At 72.1% G+C, this 24,376-nt stretch carries 19 protein-coding genes (1 of these 19 cut by a window edge); 9 read left to right on the top strand and 10 right to left on the bottom strand.

What is annotated here, in order from left to right; genetic code table 11:
* The first annotated feature begins 57 nt into the window (after window positions 1-57).
* Window positions 58-471, top strand: a complete 414-nt coding sequence (locus WME82_RS39885) for a hypothetical protein (RefSeq protein ID WP_437853309.1) — start codon at window positions 58-60, stop codon at window positions 469-471.
* Between the two features lie 67 nt (window positions 472-538).
* Here WME82_RS39885 and WME82_RS39880 read toward each other — a convergent pair whose 3' ends face one another.
* The 3 genes from WME82_RS39880 to WME82_RS39870 form a co-directional block, all read right to left on the bottom strand.
* A complete protein-coding gene (locus tag WME82_RS39880; RefSeq protein ID WP_438039576.1) occupies window positions 539-1,723 on the bottom strand; it encodes an aldo/keto reductase in 1,185 nt (394 codons plus the stop codon).
* Window positions 1,724-1,753: 30 nt separating this feature from the next.
* Entirely contained in the window at window positions 1,754-3,043 is a 1,290-nt protein-coding gene (locus WME82_RS39875) for a putative metal-binding motif-containing protein (RefSeq protein WP_438039575.1), read from the bottom strand.
* Window positions 3,044-3,290: 247 nt separating this feature from the next.
* Window positions 3,291-3,752, bottom strand: coding sequence for a PIN domain-containing protein (locus tag WME82_RS39870; RefSeq protein ID WP_438039574.1), 462 nt, complete (start codon window positions 3,750-3,752; stop codon window positions 3,291-3,293).
* Between the two features lie 238 nt (window positions 3,753-3,990).
* On the opposite strand from WME82_RS39870, the gene WME82_RS39865 reads away from it, so the two are divergent.
* From WME82_RS39865 to WME82_RS39855, 3 genes are all read left to right on the top strand, one after another.
* A complete protein-coding gene (locus WME82_RS39865; protein WP_438039573.1) occupies window positions 3,991-5,385 on the top strand; it encodes a hypothetical protein in 1,395 nt (464 codons plus the stop codon).
* Between the two features lie 162 nt (window positions 5,386-5,547).
* A complete protein-coding gene (locus tag WME82_RS39860; protein WP_437741748.1) occupies window positions 5,548-6,105 on the top strand; it encodes a hypothetical protein in 558 nt (185 codons plus the stop codon).
* A gap of 137 nt (window positions 6,106-6,242) precedes the next feature.
* Window positions 6,243-6,536, top strand: a complete 294-nt coding sequence (locus WME82_RS39855; RefSeq protein WP_438039572.1) for a hypothetical protein — start codon at window positions 6,243-6,245, stop codon at window positions 6,534-6,536.
* A 54-nt stretch (window positions 6,537-6,590) separates the two neighbouring features.
* Here WME82_RS39855 and WME82_RS39850 read toward each other — a convergent pair whose 3' ends face one another.
* Window positions 6,591-7,988, bottom strand: a complete 1,398-nt coding sequence (locus WME82_RS39850) for a cytochrome-c peroxidase (protein ID WP_438039571.1) — start codon at window positions 7,986-7,988, stop codon at window positions 6,591-6,593.
* A 450-nt stretch (window positions 7,989-8,438) separates the two neighbouring features.
* On the opposite strand from WME82_RS39850, the gene WME82_RS39845 reads away from it, so the two are divergent.
* Window positions 8,439-11,228, top strand: coding sequence for a protein kinase domain-containing protein (locus tag WME82_RS39845; RefSeq protein WP_438039570.1), 2,790 nt, complete (start codon window positions 8,439-8,441; stop codon window positions 11,226-11,228).
* 5 nt (window positions 11,229-11,233) lie between these two features.
* Window positions 11,234-13,081, top strand: a complete 1,848-nt coding sequence (locus WME82_RS39840; protein WP_438039569.1) for a PEGA domain-containing protein — start codon at window positions 11,234-11,236, stop codon at window positions 13,079-13,081.
* 19 nt (window positions 13,082-13,100) lie between these two features.
* On the opposite strand, the gene WME82_RS39835 is transcribed toward WME82_RS39840, so the two are convergent.
* Window positions 13,101-13,631, bottom strand: coding sequence for an FHA domain-containing protein (locus tag WME82_RS39835; protein WP_437741743.1), 531 nt, complete (start codon window positions 13,629-13,631; stop codon window positions 13,101-13,103).
* A gap of 327 nt (window positions 13,632-13,958) precedes the next feature.
* Here WME82_RS39835 and WME82_RS39830 point away from each other — a divergent pair, with 327 nt between their 5' ends.
* Complete coding sequence (locus WME82_RS39830; protein WP_438039568.1) at window positions 13,959-15,905, top strand: ribonuclease R family protein; 1,947 nt, start codon at window positions 13,959-13,961, stop codon at window positions 15,903-15,905.
* A 19-nt stretch (window positions 15,906-15,924) separates the two neighbouring features.
* Here the strand turns inward: WME82_RS39830 and WME82_RS39825 are convergent, their stop codons facing one another.
* From WME82_RS39825 to WME82_RS39810, 4 genes are all read right to left on the bottom strand, one after another.
* Window positions 15,925-17,790, bottom strand: coding sequence for a hypothetical protein (locus tag WME82_RS39825; RefSeq protein WP_438039567.1), 1,866 nt, complete (start codon window positions 17,788-17,790; stop codon window positions 15,925-15,927).
* Window positions 17,791-17,824: 34 nt separating this feature from the next.
* Window positions 17,825-19,981, bottom strand: a complete 2,157-nt coding sequence (locus WME82_RS39820) for a protein kinase domain-containing protein (protein ID WP_438039566.1) — start codon at window positions 19,979-19,981, stop codon at window positions 17,825-17,827.
* A 108-nt stretch (window positions 19,982-20,089) separates the two neighbouring features.
* The gene (locus tag WME82_RS39815) at window positions 20,090-21,481 is read right to left on the bottom strand and encodes an ABC1 kinase family protein (protein WP_438039565.1); all 1,392 of its coding nucleotides are present in this window, start codon (window positions 21,479-21,481) and stop codon (window positions 20,090-20,092) included.
* Window positions 21,482-21,521: 40 nt separating this feature from the next.
* Window positions 21,522-21,860 carry a DUF3634 family protein gene (locus WME82_RS39810; RefSeq protein ID WP_438039564.1) on the bottom strand — a complete coding sequence of 113 codons (339 nt, stop codon included), beginning with the start codon at window positions 21,858-21,860 and terminating at the stop codon, window positions 21,522-21,524.
* A gap of 239 nt (window positions 21,861-22,099) precedes the next feature.
* Between WME82_RS39810 and nadA the strand changes: the two genes are divergently transcribed.
* Entirely contained in the window at window positions 22,100-23,059 is a 960-nt protein-coding gene (gene nadA, locus WME82_RS39805; RefSeq protein WP_438039563.1) for a quinolinate synthase NadA, read from the top strand.
* Between the two features lie 21 nt (window positions 23,060-23,080).
* On the opposite strand, the gene WME82_RS39800 is transcribed toward nadA, so the two are convergent.
* The gene (locus tag WME82_RS39800) at window positions 23,081-23,914 is read right to left on the bottom strand and encodes a hypothetical protein (protein WP_438039562.1); all 834 of its coding nucleotides are present in this window, start codon (window positions 23,912-23,914) and stop codon (window positions 23,081-23,083) included.
* Between the two features lie 158 nt (window positions 23,915-24,072).
* Between WME82_RS39800 and WME82_RS39795 the strand changes: the two genes are divergently transcribed.
* Window positions 24,073-24,376, top strand: the 5' portion of a protein-coding gene (locus tag WME82_RS39795; RefSeq protein WP_438039561.1) for a DUF4920 domain-containing protein. It continues 242 nt past the right edge of the window; only the first 304 of its 546 coding nucleotides appear in the window; its start codon is at window positions 24,073-24,075; its stop codon lies off the right edge, out of view.

Here is a 24,376-nt window from a genome sequence, read left to right as displayed (position 1 = left end):
GTCGGCCGTCTCCGCTTTTGCAACGCGGATGCTCGCTCCTCGGGTATCCTGGGCGGCATGTCTCCACGTCCCGCGCTGGCGTCTTTCGCCCTCGTGACGGGCATCGTGCTGCTCCTGGGCGGCACCGCGCACGCGGCCTGCGTCCTTGCTGGCGTCGCGAAGAAGGGCGTTATTCCGCACGCGGATCGGGCTGCTCATCTCGCCTTCATCAGCCTCGCCCAGTGGACCGCGGGCGCGCTCGATGTGCTCGCCGCCCGCGGGCTGCAGCGAGGCGAGCCGTGGACGCGCGGGCCGCTGACGATCTCGGGGCTCCTCGTGATCGGCTGGGCAGGCGTCGGGCTTCCGCTGCTCCTCGACGCCTCGCTGACATTGCGGGCGATGCTCGCCCTCTACGCGGCCGCGCACCTCGGCATGCTGGTGGCCCTGTGGGGCTGGCGAGGAGCTCGCCTGGAAGTCGGCGCGCCTCCGTGACCGACAGCGGCGCGCGCCCGGCTCACCCGCCGAGGCGCCGCCCGCCGGGCCGGCGCGAGGCCCAGACTCAGTGTTTGCCGAGGCGCCTCACCTCTTGCCCTGCGAGCAGCGCGTGCGCTTCCGCCAGCACCTCGGGGATGCGGTGCCGCTGCGGCGCGCCCGCGAGGGCCTGCGCGAGGTCGAGCTCCCGCACGCGATCGGCCCGGTTCCCAGGGAACCAGTGGTCGCCGCTGCCGAGGAGGTTGTACCGCATCTTGCCGTAGGCCGTCATGTCGAGCGCGCGGGCGAAGTTGTACAGCCGCAGGATCTCGCGGATATTGACGTGCCCGGGGACGGCTTCCCAGTCCGGGAGGCCGACGTGCCATGTGTCGAGCCACGCGCGGCCGAGCACCCGCTCGAGCTCTTCGTCGAGCCTGCGCAGGATCGGCGCCAGCGCGGCCTGCGCGGCGCCCTCGGCGTCGAGCAGCGGCAAGGCCTTCATGTGCTCGTCGAAGTCGGACGGGCGCGCCGCCCCGACGCTGATCGTGTGGACCTCGGGGCGAGCGAGGCAGAACAGGTCGTTGAACACGATCGGCGAGAGCGGGTCGCAGAGCCGCACGAGCTTGTCGCTCGGCTCATACAGCTTGCCCCCCTTGTCGGTGGGGCTGATGATGAAGACCCCCATGTCCTGCTCGGCCGCAGCCTGGATGGCCGGCCAGGCGAGCTGATTCACGTAGTACCAGTGCAGGTTGACGTAATCGCAGCGGCCGTCCTGCACCATGGCGGTGATCACGCGCGGCGCCGCGTGCGTCGAGAACCCCACCGCGCGCACGCGGCCTTGCCGCTTCAGCTCGAGCGCAGCGTCCAGGCAGCCACCTTTGCGCAGCGACCACGAGAGGCGCGTCTCGTCGTTGACGCCGTGGAGGGCGAACAGGTCGACGTGATCGAGGCGGAGGAGCTTCATCGACCGCTCGAACCTCGCAAGGAACTTCGCTGGATCCGCCTCGGGGCTGACCTTCGTCTGGACGATGAGCCGCTCGCGCGGCAGCGTCGGCAGGATCTTCCCGAGCTGCTCCTCGCTCGTGCCGTACCCTCGCGCGGTCTCGATATGATAGATGCCAAGCTCGAGCGCCCGCTCGATGCACGCCTCGAGGTTGCGCTGGCTCGCGGGCGAGATGGGGTCCTTGTCGTTCCAGGATTGCTGGTACCGCATCCCTCCGCACGAAAGGACAGGCATCTTGATCTCGGTGCGACCGAAGCGGCGGTAGAGCATGCGTGTTGACCTCAGGCTCGGAAGGAAGGCTTACCGTAGGGTGCCACTCTTCCGCAGCCGCCGCAACGCGAGGAGGGCGAACGGCGAGGCGAGCGTCAGCAGCCGCCACGGAGAGCCGCCGCGGGGGTCGCCGGCGTCGATGGCGCAACCGCCGCTGTCCGCTCCTCCCTCGTCCGGCGCGCCGCCGCCCGCGGAGCCCGCGGAGGCAACGCCGCCGCCGGCGCTCCCCGCGCTTCCCGCGCTGCCGGCGCTGCCAGCGCTCACGGCCGTGCCGCCGCCGGTCCCGCTGCTGCACGTGCCGCTCGGGCAGCCCTCGCCGGGCGCGCAGAGGCCTGGGTCCTCGTCGACCTCGCCGTCGCAGTCGTCGTCGAGCGCGTTGCACACCTCGGCGCTCGGTTCGCCGGGCGTGCATGACCCGGGGGCGCACGCGGTCGCTTCCCGCGCGCACATCCCGACGCCGCACACCTCGCGCACGCCCTCGTCGATGCGGCCATCGCAGTCGTCGTCGGCGAGATTGCATGTCTCGGTCGCGTCCGGGTGGACGTCGGGGGACCTGTCGTTGCAGTCGTTGGAGCTCGGCGCGTACCCCTCGGGGGGGCACTTCGCCGTGACCGTCGCGCCGAAGAACGAGCCATAGCCGTCGCCGTCGGCGTCTTCATACTGCGTGGTGACCTCGAGCTCCTCGTCGACCTCTCCATCGCAGTCGTCGTCGATCTCGTTGCAGGCTTCTTCCTGATCGGGATGGATGTTGACGCTGTAGTCGTCGCAATCGCCGCCGCGCTCGGCGTGATCGGCCGGCCGGGTGCAATCGACCCTGGGCACGCTGGAGTCGCCGTAGCCGTCGGCGTCGCGATCGAGGTAATACGTCGTCCCGGTGCATCCGTAGGCAAACGCGGTGTCGGCGGACGAAGCGCCGTCTCCGCGCGGGCCGTTGTCGCCGTTGGCCGCGAGGGCCCACACCTGGACGACGACCCCGCCCGGCGCGCCCGGCGCGATCCACTGCGCGTCGAAGCGGACGGCCCCGCCGCTCGCCCGCTTCGGCGCGTCGTGGACGAGCTGGTGCTCGTCGATGAGCTTGGTGCCTTGACCGTTGATGGGGGAGAGCCGACCTGTCTCGGTGAGGAGATAGATGCCCCCGGCGTTGATGTTGGCAGACCGGATCTGCACCTGCAGAGTCACCGTCTCGCCGGCCGCCGGGTTCTTGGGGCTATAGTCGATGGTGATATCTGGCTCCGCGCCGCCGGTGTGGCAGCCGTTGCACCCCTCCACCGCAAGCCCGGCGCGGCGGGCGTGGGCCTGCGGCGCAGCCAGGGTGGTCAAAAGGGCCAAGCTCACCGGGAGGACCGGTGAAATAAGCGATGTACTTCGCATGCGCCTCGCCGCGCAGCCCAGGCTCGCGAGCTCCGCGCGCTCCGCTGCGACGCTCAGGGATAGCTGCCCTCGCCGGGTGCGACAAGTGCATTTGCACGGAGTGTAAACTTGCGCCGTGACCGTCCAGAGATGCTGTTTTTCGACGTTCCTCGGACGGCGGTTGTCGCGACGTGCATTCGCCGCTCGCTGCGACGCGTTATCCGGATTCGAGCCGAACGTGTTGCGGCCTTGTCACATCGCAGACGACACCGTGGTACTTGAGGAGCCCTTCGTCGAGCGTCACCACGGTGGCATTCGCGCGGCGGGCGGCCCACAGATACACGAGGTCGGTCGCGTTGGCGAAGGGCCTGCGGCCGCGCATGCGCCTCGTCAGCTGGTCGAGGAACTCCGTGATGGCGCCCGCGTCCACGGGCGCGACCAGCTCGATCGCGAGGCCTCCCAGCGGGCTCGTTGCCGCGGGCGCGGCCCGCCGCGACATCGCGAGCCGCTGCTCGGCGACGTACACCTCCAGCCATAGCTCGGGCGGCGCGAGCACGCGCGCCGCGCCCGCGGCCACGGCGGCGCGGGCGCGCTCGAGAAAAGCGACTGCGTCCGAGTGCCCGGGCTCTGCGGGCTTCATCGAGGCGATGGCGACGGAGCTATCGAGAACGATCCGCATGAGGCCTCCTCGGGACGGGCGCACCCTCGCGCCGCTCCAGATCTGCCCGGCGGTCCGGGTGGGTTGGTGACATCGAGACCCGGTATCCAGGGCCGCGCCCGGATGGAAGGTCCACCGGCAGCAGGGGCCGTGGCCGCGTGGAGGCGACAGGGCGATGGCACATGCTGGCACGGCGGTGCTCTCCCGGCGCCCAGAGACACGTGTGTTCGCCCGGTACATGCCTTGCTTGTCGCCGTCCATGCGAAACTTCCTGCTTCGAATCCTGGTCGCATCCCAGTGGGGCGCGAGCCTTGCGCTGGTGTCGGGCTGCGGCACGCACATCGAGTCCGGCTCCAGCTCGAGCTCGCCTGGAGGCGCGACGTCGGGGGTGAGCTCCGGATCGAGCTCGCCTGAAGGCGCGACATCCAGCTCCAGCTCGAGCTCGACGGCAGGCGCGACATCGGGGGCCGGCGGAGGTGGCCAGGTCGATTCTCCTGACGCCTCGGCGCCGCTCGAACCCTATCCGGATCCGACCTGCGTCGGGCCGTTTCATGACGGTGGCTATTACGGCCAGTGTTGCTACGAGGTGCACTGCACGGCGCCGGTCGGCGGCGCCTGCCCTGCGGCCTCCGAGGCTGCGCCTCACCTCGACGACCTGCCGCCCGGCTCGGGGACGTGTACGTGCAGCGCCGAGGGCGAGGGCGCGGCCGGGTGGATCCAGGGCCCCTACGCGAACCGAACGGCGTCGGATCCGGGGAGCTGCTGCTACCTCGTCGGTTCCATCTCCTGTGAAGGGCGCCCTCTCCTGGTCCGGGGTGAGCCCCGCGTCGCGCCGCTCGCGCACGCCCCGAGCGCGTGGTCGCAGACCGACTTGCGGCGCTTCGAGCGCGCGCTCGCCGACACCGACCTGAGCGCGCTCGCGCCCGCGGCGCGCCGTGAGCTCGCCCGGCGCTGGGCCGAGCGTGGCCAGAACGAGCACGCCTCGGTCGCCTCCTTCGGCCGCTTCGCGCTCGCGCTGATGGCCCAGGGCGCGCCTCCCCAGCTGCTCGAAGCGGCGCACCGCGCGGCGCTCGACGAGGTGCGGCACGCGCGCGTCGCGCTCGCGATCGCCTCGGCGTACGCGGGGGAGCCGGTGGGCGTCGGCCCGCTGCCCCTGCACGGCGCGCTCGACGACCTCGGCTCGCTCGAGGCCATCACCCTGGCGACCGTCGTGGAGGGCTGCGTCGGAGAGACCCTCTCGGCCATCGAGGCGGAGGTCGCGGCGCAGGCGGCGGAGCCGCCGGCGGTGCGCATGGCGCTCCAGGCGATCGCGCGCGACGAGGCCCGCCACGCGGAGCTCGCCTGGGCGTTCGTCCGCTGGGCCGTCACCACCGGCGGCGCGCGCCTGCGAGAGCGCGTCGCCGCGGCCTTCGCGCGCGCGCTCGACCAGGTGGGCACCGGAGCTCCGGGCATGGCAGACGGCGATCTCCCGCCCTCCCACGGGTTCCTCGCCGAAGGCGAGCTCCACCGGCTGCGGCGGCAGGCCGTGGCCGACGTGCTCCGCCCCGCCGCCGCCGCGCTCGTCGACGAGCGTGGTTCATCCGCCGGACGAGAGTTCAGCGACGCTCGCGGGAATGCCGTGCTGCGCGGCGGCGCGACGTACCTGTCGACGTGACCTGGCGCCGGGCAAGCGCCGTTCTCGTCGGGGCCGCGCCGGGCCCGTCCTCGCGGACGCCGGCGCGCTGCCGAGACGGCGCGCCTGCGACGGCCAGGATCCTGGCGCGCAGTCAAGCCCTGGGCACGATCTTGCTTGCGCGTCGCGGCGAGGTGGAACGACATGGCTACACTCTCGACGTCTGCATGGGTGCTGCATGAGCTCGGTCTGGCCGCGGGGTTCGGTGGTCCCCTCTTCGGCCGGCTGGCGTTGCGCCAGGCGGTCAAGGACATCCATTCCGAGGCCGAGCGGGGCAAGGTGCTCTCTGACGCATGGCAGCGGTACAACCTCGTCAGTGCGATCTCGCTCGGCACCGCCGCGGCCACCTGGTTCATCGGGCGGACGGTGATCTCGGGGCGATCGATCGACCGTGAGACCCGCGATCTGGTGCGCTTGAAGGACATCCTCCTGGGCGCGACGCTCGCCACGAGCGTCGCCAGCATGCTGGGCGGACAGCAGATGCGCGAAGAGGCGCCCGACGGCGGGGTGCCCCTCCTCAAGGAGGGTGAAGCGCCGGCGCCGCGCCCGCCCGCGAAGGCCGCGGCGCTGCAGCGGCTCCTCGGCGTCATGGGGCCGCTCAACATCGCCCTCACGGCGGGGGTGATCGGCGTGACCACGGTCCTCGCCATGAAGTCCGGTCGTTCGGCGAAGTGGAGCCTCCTCTCCCGGCTGCTGCCTTGAGCTGCGCCCTCCCGGGAGCGGTCGCCGGAGAGAGCCGGCGCGCCGCCCTGGCTGCTGCTGCCCACTGGCGCCGACCTGGGCCGCGCCAGCGCGCGGCGTCGCGCTCGTGATACGGTGGGCCGATGAAGGTAATGACCATGTTGGTGCTCGCCCTCGTCGCCGTGGGCTGCAGCGACGAGCACGGCGAGGAGGGTTGCCCCGAGCTCTGTGAGCAAGCCGTGGAGTGCCCGGGGGACGCCATGACGGAGCAGAGCTGCCTCGCGATGTGCAGCGCCGACACGGAGGCCGCCGAGGAGGCAGGCTGTCACGACGCCTGGGAGTCGTATCTCGAGTGTCGGAACCACGCCGAGGACCACTGCGATTCTGCGAAGTACGACGAGGAGTGCAGCATCCAGAAGGAATCGCTGAGCAGCTGCCTCGACCGCAGCTGAGCCGGGGTGCCGGCGGGCGCTCGACCGGCTGAGCGCCGCCTGCCCGGCCCGTGGCTACTCGAAGCGGTGGACCTCGCGCCCGCTCGGGAGCTCCTCCGGGATGAGCGCCTCGAGCCGCTTCGGCGTCGCGCGCGGGTCGAGCAGCGCCTCTCCCACGAAGGCGCAGAGCCAGCTGATCTCCTCCTCCGTGAGGTCGATCGGCTCCTGCAGCAGCGGGTCGACGGCGGCGAGGACCGGCGCGAGCGGGCCCATCTCACCCCGCAGATCGCGATCGAGGTGCTTGTTCGTGTACTCCGTGGCCGACGTGTAGACGTCGAGGTGGTGGCGGATGGCGCCTTCCAGCGACGTGAACGAGCCGTTGTGGAAGAACGTGGGCTGGAGGGCGACGTTGCGCAGCGGCGAGGTCCTGAACTTGTACCGATCGGCCGGATCCCCCGTGACCTGCTCCAGGCCGAAGTCCTCATCGGCGTTCGGGCCGTCGAAGACCACGTTCGAGTGCGCCGGATCGTCGGTCGGCGCGATCTGCGGCACGCCGATCGCGTGCTGCTGGAAGTCGCTGAACATCTCGTTCGACTCCCCCGACACCGCGTGGCACCTGACGCACCCCGCCTCGCCGAAGAAGAGCAGCGCGCCGCGCTTCTGCTCCAGCGTCATCGCGTGCCGGCGGCCGCGGGCGAACCTGTCGATGGGCGCGTCGGCGAACGTGAGCGACATCTCGAACTCGGCGATGGCGGCCGCGATCATCTCGTAGGTGATGTCGTCCCCTCGCTTCACCGCCCGGAAGCTCTTGGCGAACCGCTTCCGGTACGCCTTCACGTCGTTCACGCGCGCCGTGACCTCCTCGCGCACGACATCGTGCGATTGCGGCGCCTCGTACCCGGTCATCTCGGTGATCTCGGTCGGCGGGATGAACGCCTGGGCGTTGAGCAGGTGCGGCAGGGAAGAGAGCGACATCCCCTCCGGCGCGGTGAACGAGAACCCCTGGCTGTTGTCGAAGGGGTCGCCGGACACGGCGAAGAACCGCGAGTTCCACATCAGCGTGGGGTAGAAGGCCGTGTTGATGATGGTGGGCGAGCGGCGCTGGTTGCGCGGCCCTGTGCGGTGCGGCCCGACGACGCCGTTGTTGTCGATGCCGATGGCGATCGACTGCGTGTCGGCGAAGCCCGCGGTCGGCGCGTGGCAGCCTGAGCACGAGTTGTCGTCGTTCAGGCCGAGGAGGCTGTCGAAGAAGAGGTCACGCCCGAGCTTCGCGAGCTTCTTGTCGAGCTTCCGCCCGAGCCGCGACTCCAGCGTCGACTCGATCTCTCCGGTGAACCCGTGTCGGGCGAGCACCTTGGCGAGCCGCTCATCGACGGAAGAGCCCTTGGCGCGCGCCGGCCGCGCCAGGACGAGCGTGAGGACGAGAAAGGCCGTCAGGGCGGCGAGCGCGCGCCCGAGGGATCGCAGGGTCATGGTGCCTCCAGGTCCCCCGGCGGGGGAGGCGCACATCGGGGTGCGCGCTTGAGATCAACCAGTCCTGCCCAGATCCTGACCGAGCGGCGGTGAATGGGATGTTGGGAATCTAAACTCGTGAGCTGTCCATCGGCAAGACAAATTAGACAAATATTCCATGATTCAAAGGGCTTACTGCGTGTCCTCGCGTGTTCATGCGTATCCATGCGTATCCCCCCGTGCTCTTGCGTGTCCCCGCGTGTTCTTGCGTGTACGACGGTCTGTTCACCGCGTTATCTGCGGTTGTCGCGCCTACATTTGGCGGAGGCGCCGCGGTGCGGCGGGCGTGGCGTCGTTGTAGGTGCGTGGCCGGCGCTCCGCGTCGGTGCGGCGCCCGCGCGCAGCGCGCCTCCGAGGTCGCGTGACACTCATGCTTTGTGGGGCGCGATGGGCCGTCGTATGCTTGAGGACATGGGCCGGACAGCACCTCTGGCGGATCCGACGGCGCTCGTGGGGGGCGCGCTCACCGGCGGATATCGGATCGTCCGCGTCCTCTCCGCGCAGGGCTTCGGTGTCGTGTTCGAGGCCCGGGGCCCCTCGGGTCGCCGCGTCGCGCTCAAGGTCTTGCGGCCCGAGGTCGTCACCGAGGACACGCTGTCACGGCTCACCCGCGAGGCGAGCGTCACCGCGAAGCTCGACAACGCGCATGTCGTCCCGATCGTCGATGCCGGCCACGACCTCGAGCGCGATCTCGCCTACCTCGTGATGCCGCTGCTCGACGGGACCGACGTCGCCGCGCTGCTCGCCGAGACGGGGCCGCTCGGGCCCGAGGTCGCCGTGCGGATCGCGCTCCAGGCCGCTGCGGGGCTCTCGGCGGTGCACGCCGCGGGCCTCGTCTACCGCGACGTGCGGCCGCCGCGCATCTTCCTGGAGCACCTCCCGAGCGGAGAGATCCTCGTCCGCGTCTTTGGCTTCGGGCTCTCGAAGGGCTGCGACACGGCCACCTCCGCCCCTGGCAAGGCGGCGAGGAGCACCGGTCCTCTGCGCGACGAGTCGGGGCCGCGGGACCGCACCGCGGACGTGCGGGGTGACGTGTTCGGCCTGGCGGCGACGCTCTACGAGATGCTCTGCGGCGTCTCGCCGTGGGCCGAGCTCGACGTCACGGCGGACACGGCCGAGCTCGGCCCCGCGGACACGGCGGCGGACGCGCCGGCGTCGTCCCTTTCGCGGTTCCCGTCGATCCAGGATCGCGCCCCGTGGATCGAGGCGCGCCTCGCGACCGCGCTCTCGCTCGCGCTGCACAGCGACGTGGACCGGCGCTATCCGTCGATCGAGGCGTTCGCCGAGGCGCTGCGCGCCGCGTCGCACAGCGAGGAGCGCGTCACCATCGACATGCTGAGGCCGCTCGATCCCGAGCTGCGCGAGGCCATCGCCGAGCGCGCCGGCGCCGAGACCGATCCGCTGGTCGGCCGCGAGCTCGGCGGCCGGTACGCGGTGCGCCGGCTGATCGGGCGCGGCGGGATGGGCGCCGTCTACGAGGCGGAGTCGCCTGAAGGGCGGCGGGTGGCGGCCAAGGTCATCTTCAAGAGCGCCGTCGGGCAGGACGACCACGCCGTGCGCCGCTTCATCCGCGAGGCGCGCGCGGTGACCGCGATCCAGAGCCCGCACGTGGTCAAGACGTTCGAGCTAGGCACGGATCTCACGCTCGCGACGCCGTTCATCATCATGGAGCTCCTGCACGGCGTCGACCTCGCCAAGCTCCTCAGGATGCGCGGGCCGCTGGAGCCGGAGCCCGTCGTGCGCGTGTTCATCCAGGCGGCGCGCGGGCTCGCGGCGGCGCACGCCGAGGGGATCGTGCACCGCGACATCAAGCCGGCGAACCTCTTCCTGCACGCGCCGTTCGAGGGCACGGCCCAGAGGCCGTCGACCTCGATGGCGCCGCCGTCCACCCGGCGCGGCCCGCTCGCTTCGGCGCCGCCGTCCACCCGGCGCGGCCCGCTCGCTTCGGCGCCGCCGTCCACCCAGCGCGGCTCGCTCGCGGCGGGGCCGCCGTCGGTTCGGCGCTCGTCCGGCTCGGTCCGCCCGCCGCCCTCGGGGCGGCGCCCGTCCGGCTCCATCCGCCCGCCGTCGTCGAGCGATCGCAGGATCGTGGTCAAGGTGTGCGATTTCGGCATCGCGAAGCGCACGGGGGATGGCGTCTCGCACGAGCTCACGCGCGCCGGCGGCGTGCTCGGGTCGCCCATCTACATGTCGCCCGAGCAGGCGAAGATGGCGAAGGACGTCGATCACCGCTCCGACATCTGGAGCCTCTCGGTCTCGCTCTACCAGGCGCTCTGCGGGAGCTGCCCCTGGGATCCCAACGCCTCGCTCGCCGAGCTCCTGCTCGCGATCTGCACCGAGCGCGTGCCGCCGCTCTCCGGGGCCGCGCCGTGGGTCTCCCCGGCGCTCGCGGCCGTCGTGCACCGCGGCCTCCTGCGGGATCCCGCGGAGCGCTGGCAGAGCATGGAGGAGCTCATCGCCGCGCTCGAGCCGCACGCGGAGGGCACCGGCGTCGTCACGCTGGATCAGCTGCGGGGCATCGACCCCGAGCGGCGCGCCGGCGCCACCCCGATCTCCGCGCTGCGCGAGTCCAGGCTCTCACGATCGGCCGAGGGGGAGGAGCGATCCATCGGCGGCAGCTCCTTCACCGCGGTGAAGGAGCCTTCCGGCGCGGCACGGCGGCGCTTCGTCGGGGCGGCGGTCACGGTGGTCGCCCTGGCCGCGATCGGCGGCGGTCTCGCGCTGCGCGCCTCGACGGGCAACGAGCCGCTCGCGTCGCCCGCCGCGCCGAGCGAGCCCGCGCTGCCCGTCGCGCCCGCGCCTGCACCTGCGCCTGCGTCCTTCACCGCCGTCGTGACGCTCCCGAAGGAGGCGACGGCGCGGGTCAACGGCGCGGCGCGTCCGGTGAGCGACGGCCGGCTCGACCTGACGGGCAAGGCCGGCGACACGTTCGAGATCGAGGTGACCCGCGGCGGCGCGACCACGAAGGAGACGGTGTTCATGCTGAGCGACGGCACGATCCGCCCTGATCGCATCGATCTCCAGCCGCCCGCGCCGGCCTCTGCGTCGGTCGCGGCCTCCGAGCCTGCCCCGCGCCGTGACAGGAAGAGCCGCGCCCCGCGCGGCGCTCTTCCCGTGGCCGAGCCTGCCACGCCCTCCGCCACGGGGGCGCCTGCGGCTCCGTCGGCGCCGACCGCGGTGGTGCCGGTCGACCGGTGGTGAGACCGATGCCGCGCGCCCGTCGCGCCCTGCGGCGCTGCTTTGCGGCCTGCGCGCTCGCCGTGGCGAGCGCGGCGCCTGCGCCTCCGGCCCGCGCGCAGCCCCCGCCGGCGGCGGCTGTCCCGGGCGCGCCACCCGAGCCGCCTGCCGCGTCGCCCGCGTCGCCCGCGTCGACGGACGAGGCGCTCGCCCGGGCCAAGGCGCTCTTTCAGGAAGGGAACGAGCTGCGCAAGATCGGCGACTTCCAGCGCGCGCTCGAGCTCTACCTGAGGTCGCGTCAGGTCGTCGCGTCGGTGCCCAACACCCTCAACGCCGCGTTCTGCCTCGAACAGCTCGGGCGTTACGACGAGGCGCTCGAGCTCTACGAGGCGCTGCTCACGGAGCTCCGCGCGGAGCTCGGCGAGCCGGAGCGCCGGAGCGTCGCGTCCGCGATCGCCACGCTGCGAGCGCGGATCGGCAGCATCGTCGTCTCGTCGAACGTCGATGGCCTGGTGCTCATCGACGGGAAACAGCGCGGCCGGCTCCCCCTCGCCGGCCCGATCCGGCTGCTCCCCGGGGATCACACGGTCCGTGTGGTCAAGGACGGCTGGCACACGTTCGAGCGGATCGTGACCGTCGGGGTCGCCGAGACCAGGTCGGTGGACGCGAAGCTCGATCCGCTCGCCAGCACGGGCCGGCTGAAGGTCGAGGACGAGCGGCTCGTCGGCGCCGATCTCACCATCGACGGCGCGCTGATCGGCCAGCTGCCGTGGGAGGGCGCGCTCGCGCCTGGTCCGCATTTCTACTCGGTGCGCAAGGGCAATTTCGGCTCTGCGCCCCGCGAGGCGAACGTCATCGCGGGGCAGCTCGCCGTCGCCACGGTCGAGGCGGGGCCGCTCGGCGAGGAGGTCCGCGTCGTCGCCCAGCCGCTGAGCGCGGATCTGACCATCAACAGCGTCCCGGTCGGCAAGGGGCAGTGGCGCGGGGCGCTGCCGCTCGGGCGCCACACCTTCGAGGCGCACGAGCCGGGCTATTTCTCGCGCACGCTGCGCGCGACCGTCGACAAGACGACGAGGGGCGACATCGTCCTGCCGCTCGCCATCGACGACGCGCACCCGCGCTGGGGTCGGAGGGTCGGCGTCTTCCGGCTGGAGGCGACCGGCGGCTATGCCTTCGCCTCGTCGCTCGAGAGCGACGCCGAGCGGAGCTGCGGCAGCTACAGCTGCTCGGGCATCTCGCGCCCGTCCGGCGTTCTGGCCGGCGTGCGCGGCAGCTACGAGTTCCCGATCGGCGCCGCCATCGAGCTCACGGCCGGGTACCTGAGCCTCCACACGACGCTCGATCGCTCGCTCGACGCGACGTACGCCGCTCCGCGCGGGGGCGACGAGAGGCTCCCCGTCCGCTACAGCTTTCACGACGACATTGGCATGGCCGGCGTGACGGTGATCGTCGGCGGCAGCTATCATTACGGGCTGTCGTCATGGCTCGACGTCGGCGGCGCGCTCGGGCTCGGCGTGGTGCTGGCCGAGATGAGCGACGAGGTGACCGGCACGGCGTCCGACGCGGAGAGGACCATCAGCGTGGCCGTGCAGAACGCGGGCAGGGCCGTCCGCGCCGCCGCCCCGTTCGCGATGCCCGAGCTGAGGCTCCGGCTGAAGCTCGGGCGCCTCAGCGCCAGCGCGGGCCTCGGCGTCGGCTTCTTCCTCGTCGACGGCCCGCCGCTCGAGACGGGCAACACCTACGTGGTCGGGGCCGAGTGCGACGAGGCGCACCCCACGGTCGACTGCGCGCCGGGCAAGAAGGTCGTGTTCGAGGAACTCGCCCACGGCACGTTCACGATGTTCTTTCCGAACGTCTCCGCGGGATACCGGTTCTGAGCGCCGCCGCGCGCGGCGCTCACCGGTTCGCCTGGTCCCTCGCGACGCGCGCCTGCTCGCGCACGAGGTCGAAGAGGGCCGCTGCATCGAGCAGTGACGTCGTGAGCCGGCCGAACTGGATCACGTCGCCCACCGAGATCTCCTGCGGCTCGCTCTCGGAGAGCAGCTTGCCGTTCACGCGGGTCCCGTTCTGCGAGCCGTTGTCGATGAGCACGAGCTGCCCCTGCTCATTGCGCCGGAAGTGCGCGTGCAGCTTGGACACCGAGGGGTGGCGCAGCACCACGTCGCAATTGCGCGTGCGGCCCACCGAGATCTGGTCGAGATAGGGATTGCCCTTCGCCTTGACGAGCTGGAACACCTCGCTCGCTGGGCCGGGCGGAGGCGGCGGTTTCCGGTGCGCCGCCGGCGATGCGGCGACCGTCCGGAATGCGATCTGCTGGTTGTCCGGACCAGCCTCGGACACCACGAGGAGCAGGTTCGTCACCTGGCGGACGAAGCGGTCCCGAGGCATCACGCGCGCTAGTTCGATGATGTCCCCTGAGTCTTCCACGATGTGTCGAGTATAAGCCGATCCGGCGCCGCGAACCGTCCAGGGAGGCACTTTTGCCGTGGCGTCCCGCCCACGCACGGGGTCCCGTGCACGTGGAACCGCGATGCCGCCCGCACGTCATCGCAGCGCAGCGCAGCGCGAGGCACCCCGGGCACCCCGAGCGCATCTCGGCATGCAGTGCGCGATGCCGCGACGTCACGCGCTGCTCTGTTTACCGTGTTGCTTACCGTGCTGCTTACCGTGTTGCAGTAATTCTCTGGCGTTGATGCGAGCTCAACGGGCAGCTTGTGCTCGAACGTGCCGGGATCTGGCGTACCTTCCGCGCCTATGCACGCACCCGTTCGTGGACGCATCTCGGTCAACCCCCGTGGCTTCGGGTTCCTGAACATCGAGGCCTCTCCGGAGAAGGCGGGGGGGCCGGGCAGGCCGGGCTGGGCTGCCCTCGGCTCGGCGACCGCCTTCATCGCGCCGCCCGATCTGAACCCGTTCCTTGACGGCGACGTCGTCGATGCGGTGGTCGTCGAGGCGGAGCCGGGCCGCTTCAGCGCGTCGCAGCTCGCCCTCGTCCAGCGCGATCGCTCCGAGCTCTTCGGGACGGTCGTATCGCACGCGAAGCGGCCGCACCTCCGGGTCGATCGCCTCGTCTCCAACACGGACTGGCCGTTCAAGCCGGGCAGCGCCGACGACCTCCCCGAGGGCGCCGCGGTGGTCGCCACCATCGAGGGCGCGGCGGTCGTCCCGGCGCGCGTCGTCGCGTCGGGCGCCGATCTCGGCATCGAGCGGTGCCTCGCCCGCAACGGCGTGCGCGCCGTGTTCTCGGGCGAGGTCCTCGAGGCGTCGCGCGCGACGGTCGCCGCGGTGTCGGTCGAGCGCGAGCTCGCGCGGGGCCGCCGCGACCTGCGCGACGTCATCACCGTCACGATCGACGCGCCCGTCACCACGGACATCGACGACGCCGTCGCCGTGCTGCCCGCCGGGCCCGACGGGGCGCTCCGCGTCCTCGTCTCGATCGCCGACGTGGACGCGTTCGTCCCCGAGGGCTCGCCGCTCGATCTCGAGGCCCGCGCCCGAGGCACGAGCGTCTACCTGGCTGGCCGCGTCATCCCGATGCTCCCCGACGCCATCTCCAGCGAGGCGGCGAGCCTGCTCCCGGGGGTCGATCGGCTCGCGGTCACGGTCGAGCTGCGCATCGACCCCGAAGGGGGCATCACGTCGATCGACCTGCACGAGAGCGTGATCCGCTCGCACGCCCGCCTCTCGTACGACGCCGTCGAGGAGTTCCTGACGACAGGCCGCGCCGCCGGCATCCCCGAGGCGGCCCGGCCGGTCGTGCGCTGGCTCCGCACCGCGGCCGCGCGGCTGTCGACGGTCCGCGCGGCGCGCGGCGGCGTCGAGCTCGATCGCGAGGAGGCGTACGTGACGCTGGACGCCGAGACGCGCGAGCCGACCGCCGTCTCGCCGCGCTCCGACACGGGCGCGCACCGCCTCATCGAGCGGCTGATGGTGGCGGCGAACGAGGCGGTGGCCAGCTGGCTCGTGGCGCGCGGGCTCCCCTGCGTCTTTCGTGTCCATGACGAGCCGACCGAGGAGCGCGTCCGCGCGCTCGAGCAGTTCGCGCACAACTTCGGCGTCGAGGCCGGCTTCGGCGCGCGCCTGAGCCCCCTCGGCCTCGCGGCGTTCGAGGCGCAGTACAGGGGCTCCGAGCTCGCGCCGGCCATCCGCACCGTGCTCGGCAAGGCGCTCGGCCCTGCCCGGTACACGGGCGCCGGAGGCCTGCATTTCGGCCTGGGCGCCCCGCTGTACCTGCACTTCACGTCCCCGATCCGCCGCTACGCCGACCTCGCGGTGCACCGCGTGGTCAAGCGCTATCTCCAGGGCCGCCGCGACCAGCGCGTCGAGTGCGAGGCGCTCGCGTCGCTCGCCCACCACCTGAACGCGCGCGCGCGCAGCGCCGCCAAGGCCGAGACGGAGCGGCACCGCATGCTCGTGGCGCGCCTCTTCGCCTCCCGCGTCGGCGAGGAGATCGAGGGCTACATCGTATCCATCAAGCCGTTCGGCCTCGTCGTCCAGATGGTCGAGTCCGGCGCGACGGGCACGATCGCGCTGGAGGCGCTGCCGGGCGGCCCGTATCGGATCGACGCCGCCGCCCAGGCGCTGGTCGGCGCGAGCCGTCGCTACGGCGTCGGCGAGCCGATCCGCGCCGCCATCGCGGCGACCAACGAGGAGCTCGGCCGCGTCGACCTCGTCCCTGCGGGCGCTCGCGGCGCCCCGTGACCGGGGCCGCGGCTCCGGTCTACGGCGACAGGAGCACGACGAACGCGTCGGTCCCATTCGCCCCGTGCTCGCCGAGGCCGAAGTCGATCTTCCCCTCGGCGGTGCCGCAGAGCGCGATGACCCCCGTGCTCGGCGCGATGGCCGCCGCGTTCGACTTCTGGTTGCCGGCGGCGCCGAGCACCTTCCCCCAGAGGTGGTTGCCATCGGCGTCGAGCTTCGCCACGAAGGCGTCGAAGCCGCCGCCGCTGGGCAGCGGCCCGCCGCCGAGGTCGACCACGCCCTGGACCGAGCCGGTCACCACCACGCCGTTCTCCGCGTCCGCGACGATCGACGTGCTCTCCTGGGGGCCGTCTCCGGCGAACCACCGCGCCCACACGGGCACGCCGTCGGGGGCGAGCGACGCCACGAACGCCGTCTGCACATCGTTGGCGGGGAGCGTACCGGCCGCTCCGAAGTTGAGCGCGCCCATGTACGTCCCGGTCACGAGCACCGCGCCCGAGGGAGCGACGGCGATCCCGGTGCCCGCCTGCGACGCCGTGTCTCCATAATCCGAGAGCCAGACGCCGTTCCCGCTGCTGTCGAGCTTCAGGACGAACAGGTTCGGCCCGAGCCCGGTGTTCTTCACCTGCCGGGGGCCGACGGTCAGGGTGCCGTTGTACCGGCCGGTGACGAGCACGCTGCCGTCGTTGCCGACGGCGGCGCCGGTGGCGAACTGGTTCTTGTCGTCTCCGTAGATCCTCGTCCACAGGACGGCGCCGAGCGGATCGTACTTCCGCACGAAGATGTCGGTGCCGCCTGCGCTCTCGGCGCAGGCTGGGACGGGCGACGACGAGCAGAGCAGCTTTCCGCTGAAGTAGCCGGCGATCGCAATGTTTCCGGCGGGGTCCACCGCGATCGAGCGCAGTGTCTGATCGGCCGCGTCGCCGAGCTGGCGTGCCCAGCCTTGCTCGCCCTTCTCTCCGGTCATCGTGACCACGAAGGTGTCGAGCGCGTTGACGCTGCTCAGCGTCGTGCCGCCGAACGTGAACGAGCCGTAGAACGTCCCGCCGAGCACGAGGTTGCCTTCAGGCGTCACCGCGAGCCCGTTGAGCGTCTCGGCGCCGCTGCCGCCGAACCTCACGCTCCAGCGGTGCTGTCCGGAGGGGTCGAAGCTCGCGACGTACACGTCGGAGGTGCCGATGCTGACGAGGGCGCCCGCCTCCTTGCCGGTCAGGTTGATGGTCCCCGAGAAGGTGCCGCCGATATAGATGTTTCCCAGCGCGTCGACGCCGACGCTGGTCGCGCTCTGGGTGTTCTGATCACCGTAGAGGGCGGCCCAGAGCGGCGTGCTGCAGGCGAAGCCGTCGCAGTCCTCGTCGGTGTCGTCCGTGCACGTCTCTCGTTGCGGGGTGACCTGGCCGCCGCACGGCCGCCACGACGTGCCCGAGAGATCGCACATCTGCAGCCCCACCGCGCAGAGCCCCACGCCGCTCGTCCCCTCGGGGCCGCTGTAGCAAGTCTTGATCTGGCCCGGGGTACACTCGCACCCCGCGTCGGGCTCGTTCGTCGCGCCGTCGCAGTCGTCGTCCACGGTGGTGCCGCAGTCCTCGGGCCTCGGGACCACGGCGCCTTCGCACTCGCCGAAGCTCTGGCCGTCTGGCTGGCACCTCCGCACGCCCGCCGCGCACACGCCGACACCCTCGGTGTCTGCCGGGCCGGGATAGCAGGGTTGCACGTCGCCGGAGCTGCAGAGCGGCGGCGCGCCTCCGCTGCCGCCTCCACCGTCGCCGCCGGCGTCGGGACGTGGGCCGATCGGCACCGGGTCCGAGCACGCTCCCGAGAGCGTGAGCGCCAGCGCAGACCCGGCGAGCATCGATCGAGCGCGCGGGGTTGTCCTCGTCACCATGAGGGGGCGGAGCTCCATGTTCGGCGATCTGGCTTCAGTCCTGGCGTGATTTTCTCGTCCGCTGCTTCTTCTTGGTCAAGTCGATGATGAACGTGCTCGCGGGCGGCGCGCTCGCCGGAGCGTTCGGCGCTTCCGGGCGCATCGTCTCTGGCTCGTTCACGTTGCTCCGCGATCCTGGCTCGTTCACGTTGCTCCGCGATTCGTCGGTGCTCTCCGAGGACGGGGAGAGCTGGGTCGGCCCGGCGCTCGCGCTCTGGGCCGGCAGCAGATCGTGCTGGACCGCGTCGCTCTGGGGTTCGTCGCGGAGCGCCATCCAGACCGCGAGCACGCTCACGATCATGAGCGCCACGCCGCCGAGCGCGAGCGGGATCACGAGCTTCGGCGGCAGCCTCGGCTGAGCGTGGCGCGGCGCCCACGCGGCGGCCGGCTGCTCGCCGTAGGGCGCGCTGGCGCTGTGCGGCGGCGCGGGCGCGCCGTAGGCCGAGCCGGTGGTGTGCAGCGACGAGCCGGTGTTGTGGAGCGAGGCGGGCGCGCCGTGCGGTACGCCGGCGCTGTGCCGCGGGGCAGGCGCGCCGTAGGCCGGGCCGGCGTTGTGCAGGCCGGAGCCTGTGTTGTGGAGCGAGACGGGCGGGCCGTGGGGCGCGCTGGCGCCGTGCGCCGGGGCGAGCGCGCCGTAGGCCGGGCCGGCGTTGTGCAGGCCGGAGCCTGTGTTGTGGAGCGAGACGGGGGCGCTGTGGGGCGCGCTGGCGCCGTGCGCCGGGGCAGGCGGGCCGTGGGGCGCGCTGGCGCCGTGCGCCGGGGCAGGCGGGCCGTGGGGCGCGCTGGCGCCATGCGCCGGGGCAGGCGGGCCGTAGGCCGGACCGGTGTTGTGCAGGCCCGAGCCTGTGTTGTGGAGCGAGATGGGGGCGCTGTGGGGCGCGCTGGCGCCCTGCCAAGATGGGGGCGCGCCGTGCGCTCCGGCGTGGCCGGCGCCGGTGTTGTGCAGGGCCGACGGCGGTCCATTCGGAGCGCCGGGGACGGCCTGCGCCATGCCGGGGTGGCCTCCGTGCGCCTGGGCAGCATCCATGGCGCTCCCGCGCGGAGCTCCGGGCGCCGCCATCGTGGCGGCCTCCCACGAGGACGCCCCGCTGTTGCCTGGGCCGAGCTCCGACCCGATCGCCGGCGCCGAGCCCATCTCGTTCCACCTCGCGCCCGACGGGGCCGCGGGCCGCGGCGGAGGCTCGGCCTGCGCTTCCGCCGAGGCGGCCGCCGACAGGAGCATCGGGGAGAGCGGCGGCGCGCCCGCCGACGGCACGTCGCCCGCCGCGAGGCGCGCCGACGCGTGCGGCGGCGCCGCTCCATGCAGGAGCGCGCGCACGTCGGCCTGCATCGTGCGGGCGTCCGGGTAGCGCCGGTCGCGATCGAACGCGAGCGCCCTGTCCACGACGAGGCACAGTCCGTGCGGCGTGTCCGGCGCGACGCTCGCGAGCGGCGGCGCCGCCATGGTCGCCATCTTCACGAGCAGCTCGGACTCCGTGCGCGCCTCGTGGATGCGCCGCTTCGCGATCACACGGAACATGGTCGCGCCCACGGCGAAGAGGTCCGCCCTGTGGTCGACCGAGATGCCGCGCACCTGCTCCGGGGCCATGTACGACACCGTCCCGAGCGTCGCGCCCGTGCGGGTCCGCATCGCCGTCTTCACGCCGTCGCGCATGCGCGCGATGCCGAAGTCGAGCACCTTGAGGCGCCCGGTCTTCTCGACGAAGAGGTTGTCGAGCTTGATGTCGCGGTGGATGATCCCCTGCTCGTGCGCGGCGCCGAGCACGTCGAGCAGCTCGTCCATGAGCCGCAGCATCTCGCCCGGTTCGATGCTGCCGAGCCGCTGGAGTCGGTCGGCGAGCGACTCGCCGTCGAGGAGCTCCATCACGAGGAACGGCGCGCCGTCCTCGGTCACATCGATGTCGCGGATCTCGACCACGCCGGGGTGCTGGAACCGATTGACGGCCTGCGCCTCGCGCTCGAACCGGGCGCGCAGGTCCTTCGAGCGCGCCACCTCGGGGTGGAGGATCTTGATCGCATCGCGCCGCCCGATCTTGTGGGTCACGGCATAGACGGCGGCCATCCCGCCGATCCCGACGAGGCGATCGATCGTCCATTTGCCCCGCAGGGTCGTTCCTACGCGCCTTTCGCAGGCCGCCCTCTCGTCGTCCATGCCCCGATCGAATGTCACAGCGTGCGGGATCGAGGTCAAGGTGAGAGCCGCGGCGGAAGCGACCTCGGCGCGCCTCTCCGCGCCGACGAGCCTACCAGCGATCCGCGCTCAATCGGGGACGGGGTGCACCCCGTCGCGCACCCAGGGATCGATGGTCCGCCGGAACGCCGCCTCGGTCCGGAGCCCCGCCAGCACGGACGCGAGCCCCCACTGCAGGCGATTCACGAACGTGAAGTCCTGCGGCATCTTCGGCACGTGGGGGATGGTGGGCATCTTCTCTCCCTCCTTGAGGGCGAGCCCCCGGATACCGCGGGTCAGGTACGCCACCGTCTCGCGCGCCTTCTCCGGGGAGCACTTCCAGGTCCCGTGCGTGCACAGCGGGACCATGAGCTCCATCGTGTAGCTCCGGTAGAGATCCCAGCTCTCGTCGGCCGGGTCGTAGCCGAGCACCTCCACGCACGCCCGGTCGAACTCCTTCCAGTCCGCGTCCATGGCGGCGCGCATGTAGCGCTTCATGCCCGCCACGAGGTCGGGCGGGAGCTGCTTCACGCAGCCGAAATCGAGGATCGTGACGCGGCCATCCTCGTGGAAGCGGTAGTTGCCCGGGTGCGGGTCGGCGTAGAGCCAGCCGTACCGGAGCATCGAGCGGAAGGTGAAGCGCCAGATGGAGAGGCCCGCGCGGTCCTTCGCCTCCTGGCTGCCGCGCTCGCAGAACTCGGCGTAGCTCATGCCGTCGACGAGCTCGAGCGTGAGGACGCGCCTCGTGGTGAGGCTGTGGTGGATGCGCGGGATAGAGACGTCCTCGTCCCCGGCGTTCATGCGGCGGAACAGGTCCGCCATCTCGGCCTCGCGCGCATAGTCGAGCTCGGACAGGAAGACCTTGCGGAGCTCGTCGACGGTCTGCCGGGCGTTCAGCTTCTTGGCGAGGGGCGCCATCATCGCCTCGAGCATCGAGACGCTCTTCAGGTCGTTCTCGATGGCCCTGTCCATGCCGGGGTACTGCACCTTCACCGCGACCCGCTCCCCCGACCTCGTCGTGGCCCGGTGCACCTGTCCGATGCTCGCCGCCGCGAACGGCTCGCGCTCCCAGGTCGCGAACACGTGCTCGGGCGGGGTGCCGAGCTCCTCGCGGATCATCTGCTCCGCGGCCTCCGGCGACAGGGGCGGCGCCTTGTCGAGCAGCTTCTTCAGCGTGGCCTGGAACTTCTCCTCGTATCCCGGCGGCGCGAGCCCGTCGATGTAGCTCGCCATCTGGCCGAACTTGAGCGGCAGGCCCTTCATCTCGCCGAGCGTCTTCAGCATCGCCTCGGCGGTCTTCTTGACCTCCTGGGCCATCCTCCGCCGCGCTTCGGCCTCCTCCTCCTCGGTCCGGGTCGCGCCGAGGACGCGCCTCGCGCCCTCGATGGCGAACGGGATCGTGCGGGGCGCGAGGCCGGCGAGGCGCGCGAGGCGCCCCAGCTTGGAGGTCGGCGGATTGTCTCGGGGTTTGTCGTCGGCCATGCGGGACTGACTCGCTAGGGTGGAAATGTCGGCGGCGGGGTCATGCGCCCGCGCAGCGCTTCGGGGCCGCGCGGATCTTCGGAACCGGCCACATGGAGACGGTGTTCCTCAGCTGCTGAGCCTGCTCGGGAGAGATATCCCCTTCCACGTGGACCCGAGCGCGCCGGTCCTCGACCACGACCCGCACCGCGCCCCGCCCGACCGGCGCTGCGCGGAGGACGTCCGTGATGTCGTCGAGCAGCCGCTGCGGCATCCGGCCCCGGAGCAGCCGGACGTTGCGCCCCTCGACGCGCACGCAAAATAGCTCATTTGCGCGCAGGAGCGCCACGACGAGCGGTACGACGAGGGCGAGCAGGGCGACGGGGATCAGGAAGGACATGGGTGGCCGCCCACGACGAGAGCTCCTCCCCAGGCCCACCGCGGGCCTCGATCGTGAACCGGTGCCGGCCGTTGTCAACGAGGGAGACGCGGCGGGCTGCGCGGCTGGACCGCGCTGCGCGGCTGGAGCGCCGGCGAATGCCGCACCGGCTGCGTGGGCGTGGCTGGAGCGCGCCCGAGTTCGCCGCGCGGCTCGGGGGCCCTGGCCAGCGCGCCGCGCGGTGCCTACCTTAGCTAGCCATGACGAGCGCCGCGCCCCAGCCTGCCGCCATCGATCCGCGCCTGGATCTGCACGACGAGATCAGCCGCCTGAAGCGGGAGAGGAACGCCGTCCTCCTGGCCCACTACTACCAGGACGGCGACATCCAGGATCTCGCAGACTTCCTCGGCGACTCGCTGCAGCTCGCCCAGCAGGCGAAGAAGACGACCGCGGACGTCATCCTGTTCGCCGGCGTGCATTTCATGGCCGAGACGGCGAAGATCCTGAACCCCGAGCGCATCGTCGTGGTCCCCGACCTCGCGGCGGGCTGCTCGCTCGCCGACGGCTGCCCCGTCGACCGCTTCCGCGCCTGGCGCGCCCGGTACCCCGGCGCGGCCGCGATCTCGTACATCAACTGCTCCGCCGAGGTGAAGGCCGAGAGCGACTACATCTGCACGTCATCGAACGCGGAGAAGATCGTCCGCGCGATCCCGGAGGGGCAGGAGATCCTCTTCGCGCCCGACAAGAACCTCGGGCGCTGGCTCATCGAGCGGACGGGCCGCCCGATGCGCCTGTGGCAGGGCAGCTGCGTCGTTCACGAGACCTTCAGCCTGCGCAAGATCGTCGCGCTGCGCGAGCGCCACCCGGACGCGAAGCTCATCGCGCACCCGGAGTGCGAGGAGCCGATCCTGCGCATGTCCGACTACATCGGCTCGACGACCGCGCTGCTCAAGTACACGACCGCGGACGACGCCCTGAAGTACATCGTCGCGACGGAGAGCGGCATCGTGCACCAGATGCGCAAGGCGTCGCCGCACAAGGAGTTCATCGAGGGGCCGCCGGAGGGCAACTGCGCTTGCAACGAGTGCCCCTTCATGCGGCTCAACACGCTCGAGAAGGTCTATCTCGCGCTGCGCGATCTCGCCCCGCGCCTCGAGATGGCTCCCGAGCTGCGCGAGCGCGCGCGCGTCCCGATCGATCGCATGCTGGCCCTCAGCTGAGCTCGCCGCACGACGCGGCGATCACAGCACGAGAGAGAGGCCGAGCGTCTGGACGAACGAGCTTCGGGCCTGCGGCAGCGCGCCGACGTTGCGCCGCCGCCCCTGGGCGTCGATGGCCTGGCCTTCCCGGGTGGCGTCGCCGCCCCGGCCGAGCAGGAAGGCGCCCGAGGTCTCCAGCTCGATCGTGAGCCAGCGGCGGATGATGTCGAACGACACCCCGAGCCCCAGCGGGATCTCGACGTACGACGCGCCGCGCTCGCGGACCGTGAACTCACCCCCGGGGTCGGAGACCCGCATGCGGTCGAAGTCGAACCTGTCGTAGCCGACGCCGACCGACAGCCACGAGCGGGCGCGCTCGCCGAGCGGAAGCGTGGGCGCGAGGCGCGCGCCGAGCGCGAGGGTGCGCACCGCGGGCGCGCCGTCCCCGCGTGGCTCTGCCGTGATCGGGCCGGGCTGCGCGAGCGCGCCCGCCTGGAGCGCGAGCTCGTGCTCGGCGTGCACGAAGAAGGCGGAGAAGCGCAGGTAGTCGAAGATCTCCCAGCGCGCGTGGGCCCCGACGCCGACCGCGGGCTTCAGGCGAATCCCCGTCGGCTGGCCCGCGGCGTCGTCCGAGCCGAACCGGTTGACGAGGGCGATGTCCGCGCCGACCTCGATGTGCCTGGCCCACGGCAAGCGGGTCCGGGGGGGCGCGGGCGGCAGCGGCGGCCGCGGAGGTCCCGGTGGCTGCTCGGCCGAAGCGGCATCCTTGGCGGTCGCGGCGCTCGAGGGCTCCTCGGCGTGCGCGGTCGAGGTGCAGGCGAGCGCGACCGCGCACGCCGCCGTGCCTCGTCCGACGCGGGCGCGAGCGGTTCGCATGCCCGCCCTTGTAGCAGGCTTTTGTGAGCGGCCGAGCCGCCAGCTGCGCTCGCGCCCCCGCCACCTGCTGCGGGGCCGTCGGGCGCGCTCCGCCGCCGCCGAGGTGCTCTTCCCTGGGCCGGTGGCAGGGGCCCGTCGGGTCGGGCAAACTCGTCTTCATGCGTGCAAAGCCCATCGCCTCCCTGTTCTTCCTGGTCCTTGCGCAGCTCGGCTGTTCCGCCGAGCGCAAGCCCGACGCCGAGCCGGCTCCTGCGGCCGCGCCTCCCGCCGCCGCCGAGGGCGCAGCGCCGATGCAGGCGTCTGCTTCCGGGATCGCGCGGCTCGAGAAGAAGCAGTTTGGCGCGCCCATCACGGAGAGCTCGACGACGCCGCTGCCGGTGCTCCTGCAGGAGCCGGGCAAGTTCAGCGGAAAGACAGTCCGGACCGAGGGGGTCGTCTCGGCCGTGTGCAAGTCGATGGGCT

This window comes from Sorangium sp. So ce128, from assembly GCF_051525245.1.
Lineage (GTDB): Bacteria > Myxococcota_A > Polyangia > Polyangiales > Polyangiaceae > Sorangium > Sorangium cellulosum_B.
Note: the sequence above shows the minus strand (reverse complement) of the source record. Positions and strands in the feature narration are given on the sequence as shown.

Bases quoted from the DNA above. Each gene is read 5' to 3' on its own strand.
- WME82_RS39815 (WP_438039565.1), bottom strand. From the start codon at position 21,481: ATGGCCGACGACAAACCCCGAGACAATCCGCCGACCTCCAAGCTGGGG.
- WME82_RS39830 (WP_438039568.1), top strand. From the start codon at position 13,959: ATGCACGCACCCGTTCGTGGACGCATCTCGGTCAACCCCCGTGGCTTC.
- WME82_RS39860 (WP_437741748.1), top strand. From the start codon at position 5,548: ATGGCTACACTCTCGACGTCTGCATGGGTGCTGCATGAGCTCGGTCTG.
- WME82_RS39880 (WP_438039576.1), bottom strand. From the start codon at position 1,723: ATGCTCTACCGCCGCTTCGGTCGCACCGAGATCAAGATGCCTGTCCTT.
- WME82_RS39885 (WP_437853309.1), top strand. From the start codon at position 58: ATGTCTCCACGTCCCGCGCTGGCGTCTTTCGCCCTCGTGACGGGCATC.
- WME82_RS39800 (WP_438039562.1), bottom strand. From the start codon at position 23,914: ATGCGAACCGCTCGCGCCCGCGTCGGACGAGGCACGGCGGCGTGCGCG.
- WME82_RS39870 (WP_438039574.1), bottom strand. From the start codon at position 3,752: ATGCGGATCGTTCTCGATAGCTCCGTCGCCATCGCCTCGATGAAGCCC.
- WME82_RS39865 (WP_438039573.1), top strand. From the start codon at position 3,991: ATGCGAAACTTCCTGCTTCGAATCCTGGTCGCATCCCAGTGGGGCGCG.
- nadA (WP_438039563.1), top strand. From the start codon at position 22,100: ATGACGAGCGCCGCGCCCCAGCCTGCCGCCATCGATCCGCGCCTGGAT.
- WME82_RS39825 (WP_438039567.1), bottom strand. From the start codon at position 17,790: ATGGTGACGAGGACAACCCCGCGCGCTCGATCGATGCTCGCCGGGTCT.
- WME82_RS39840 (WP_438039569.1), top strand. From the start codon at position 11,234: ATGCCGCGCGCCCGTCGCGCCCTGCGGCGCTGCTTTGCGGCCTGCGCG.
- WME82_RS39850 (WP_438039571.1), bottom strand. From the start codon at position 7,988: ATGACCCTGCGATCCCTCGGGCGCGCGCTCGCCGCCCTGACGGCCTTT.
- WME82_RS39855 (WP_438039572.1), top strand. From the start codon at position 6,243: ATGTTGGTGCTCGCCCTCGTCGCCGTGGGCTGCAGCGACGAGCACGGC.
- WME82_RS39810 (WP_438039564.1), bottom strand. From the start codon at position 21,860: ATGTCCTTCCTGATCCCCGTCGCCCTGCTCGCCCTCGTCGTACCGCTC.
- WME82_RS39845 (WP_438039570.1), top strand. From the start codon at position 8,439: ATGGGCCGGACAGCACCTCTGGCGGATCCGACGGCGCTCGTGGGGGGC.
- WME82_RS39820 (WP_438039566.1), bottom strand. From the start codon at position 19,981: ATGGACGACGAGAGGGCGGCCTGCGAAAGGCGCGTAGGAACGACCCTG.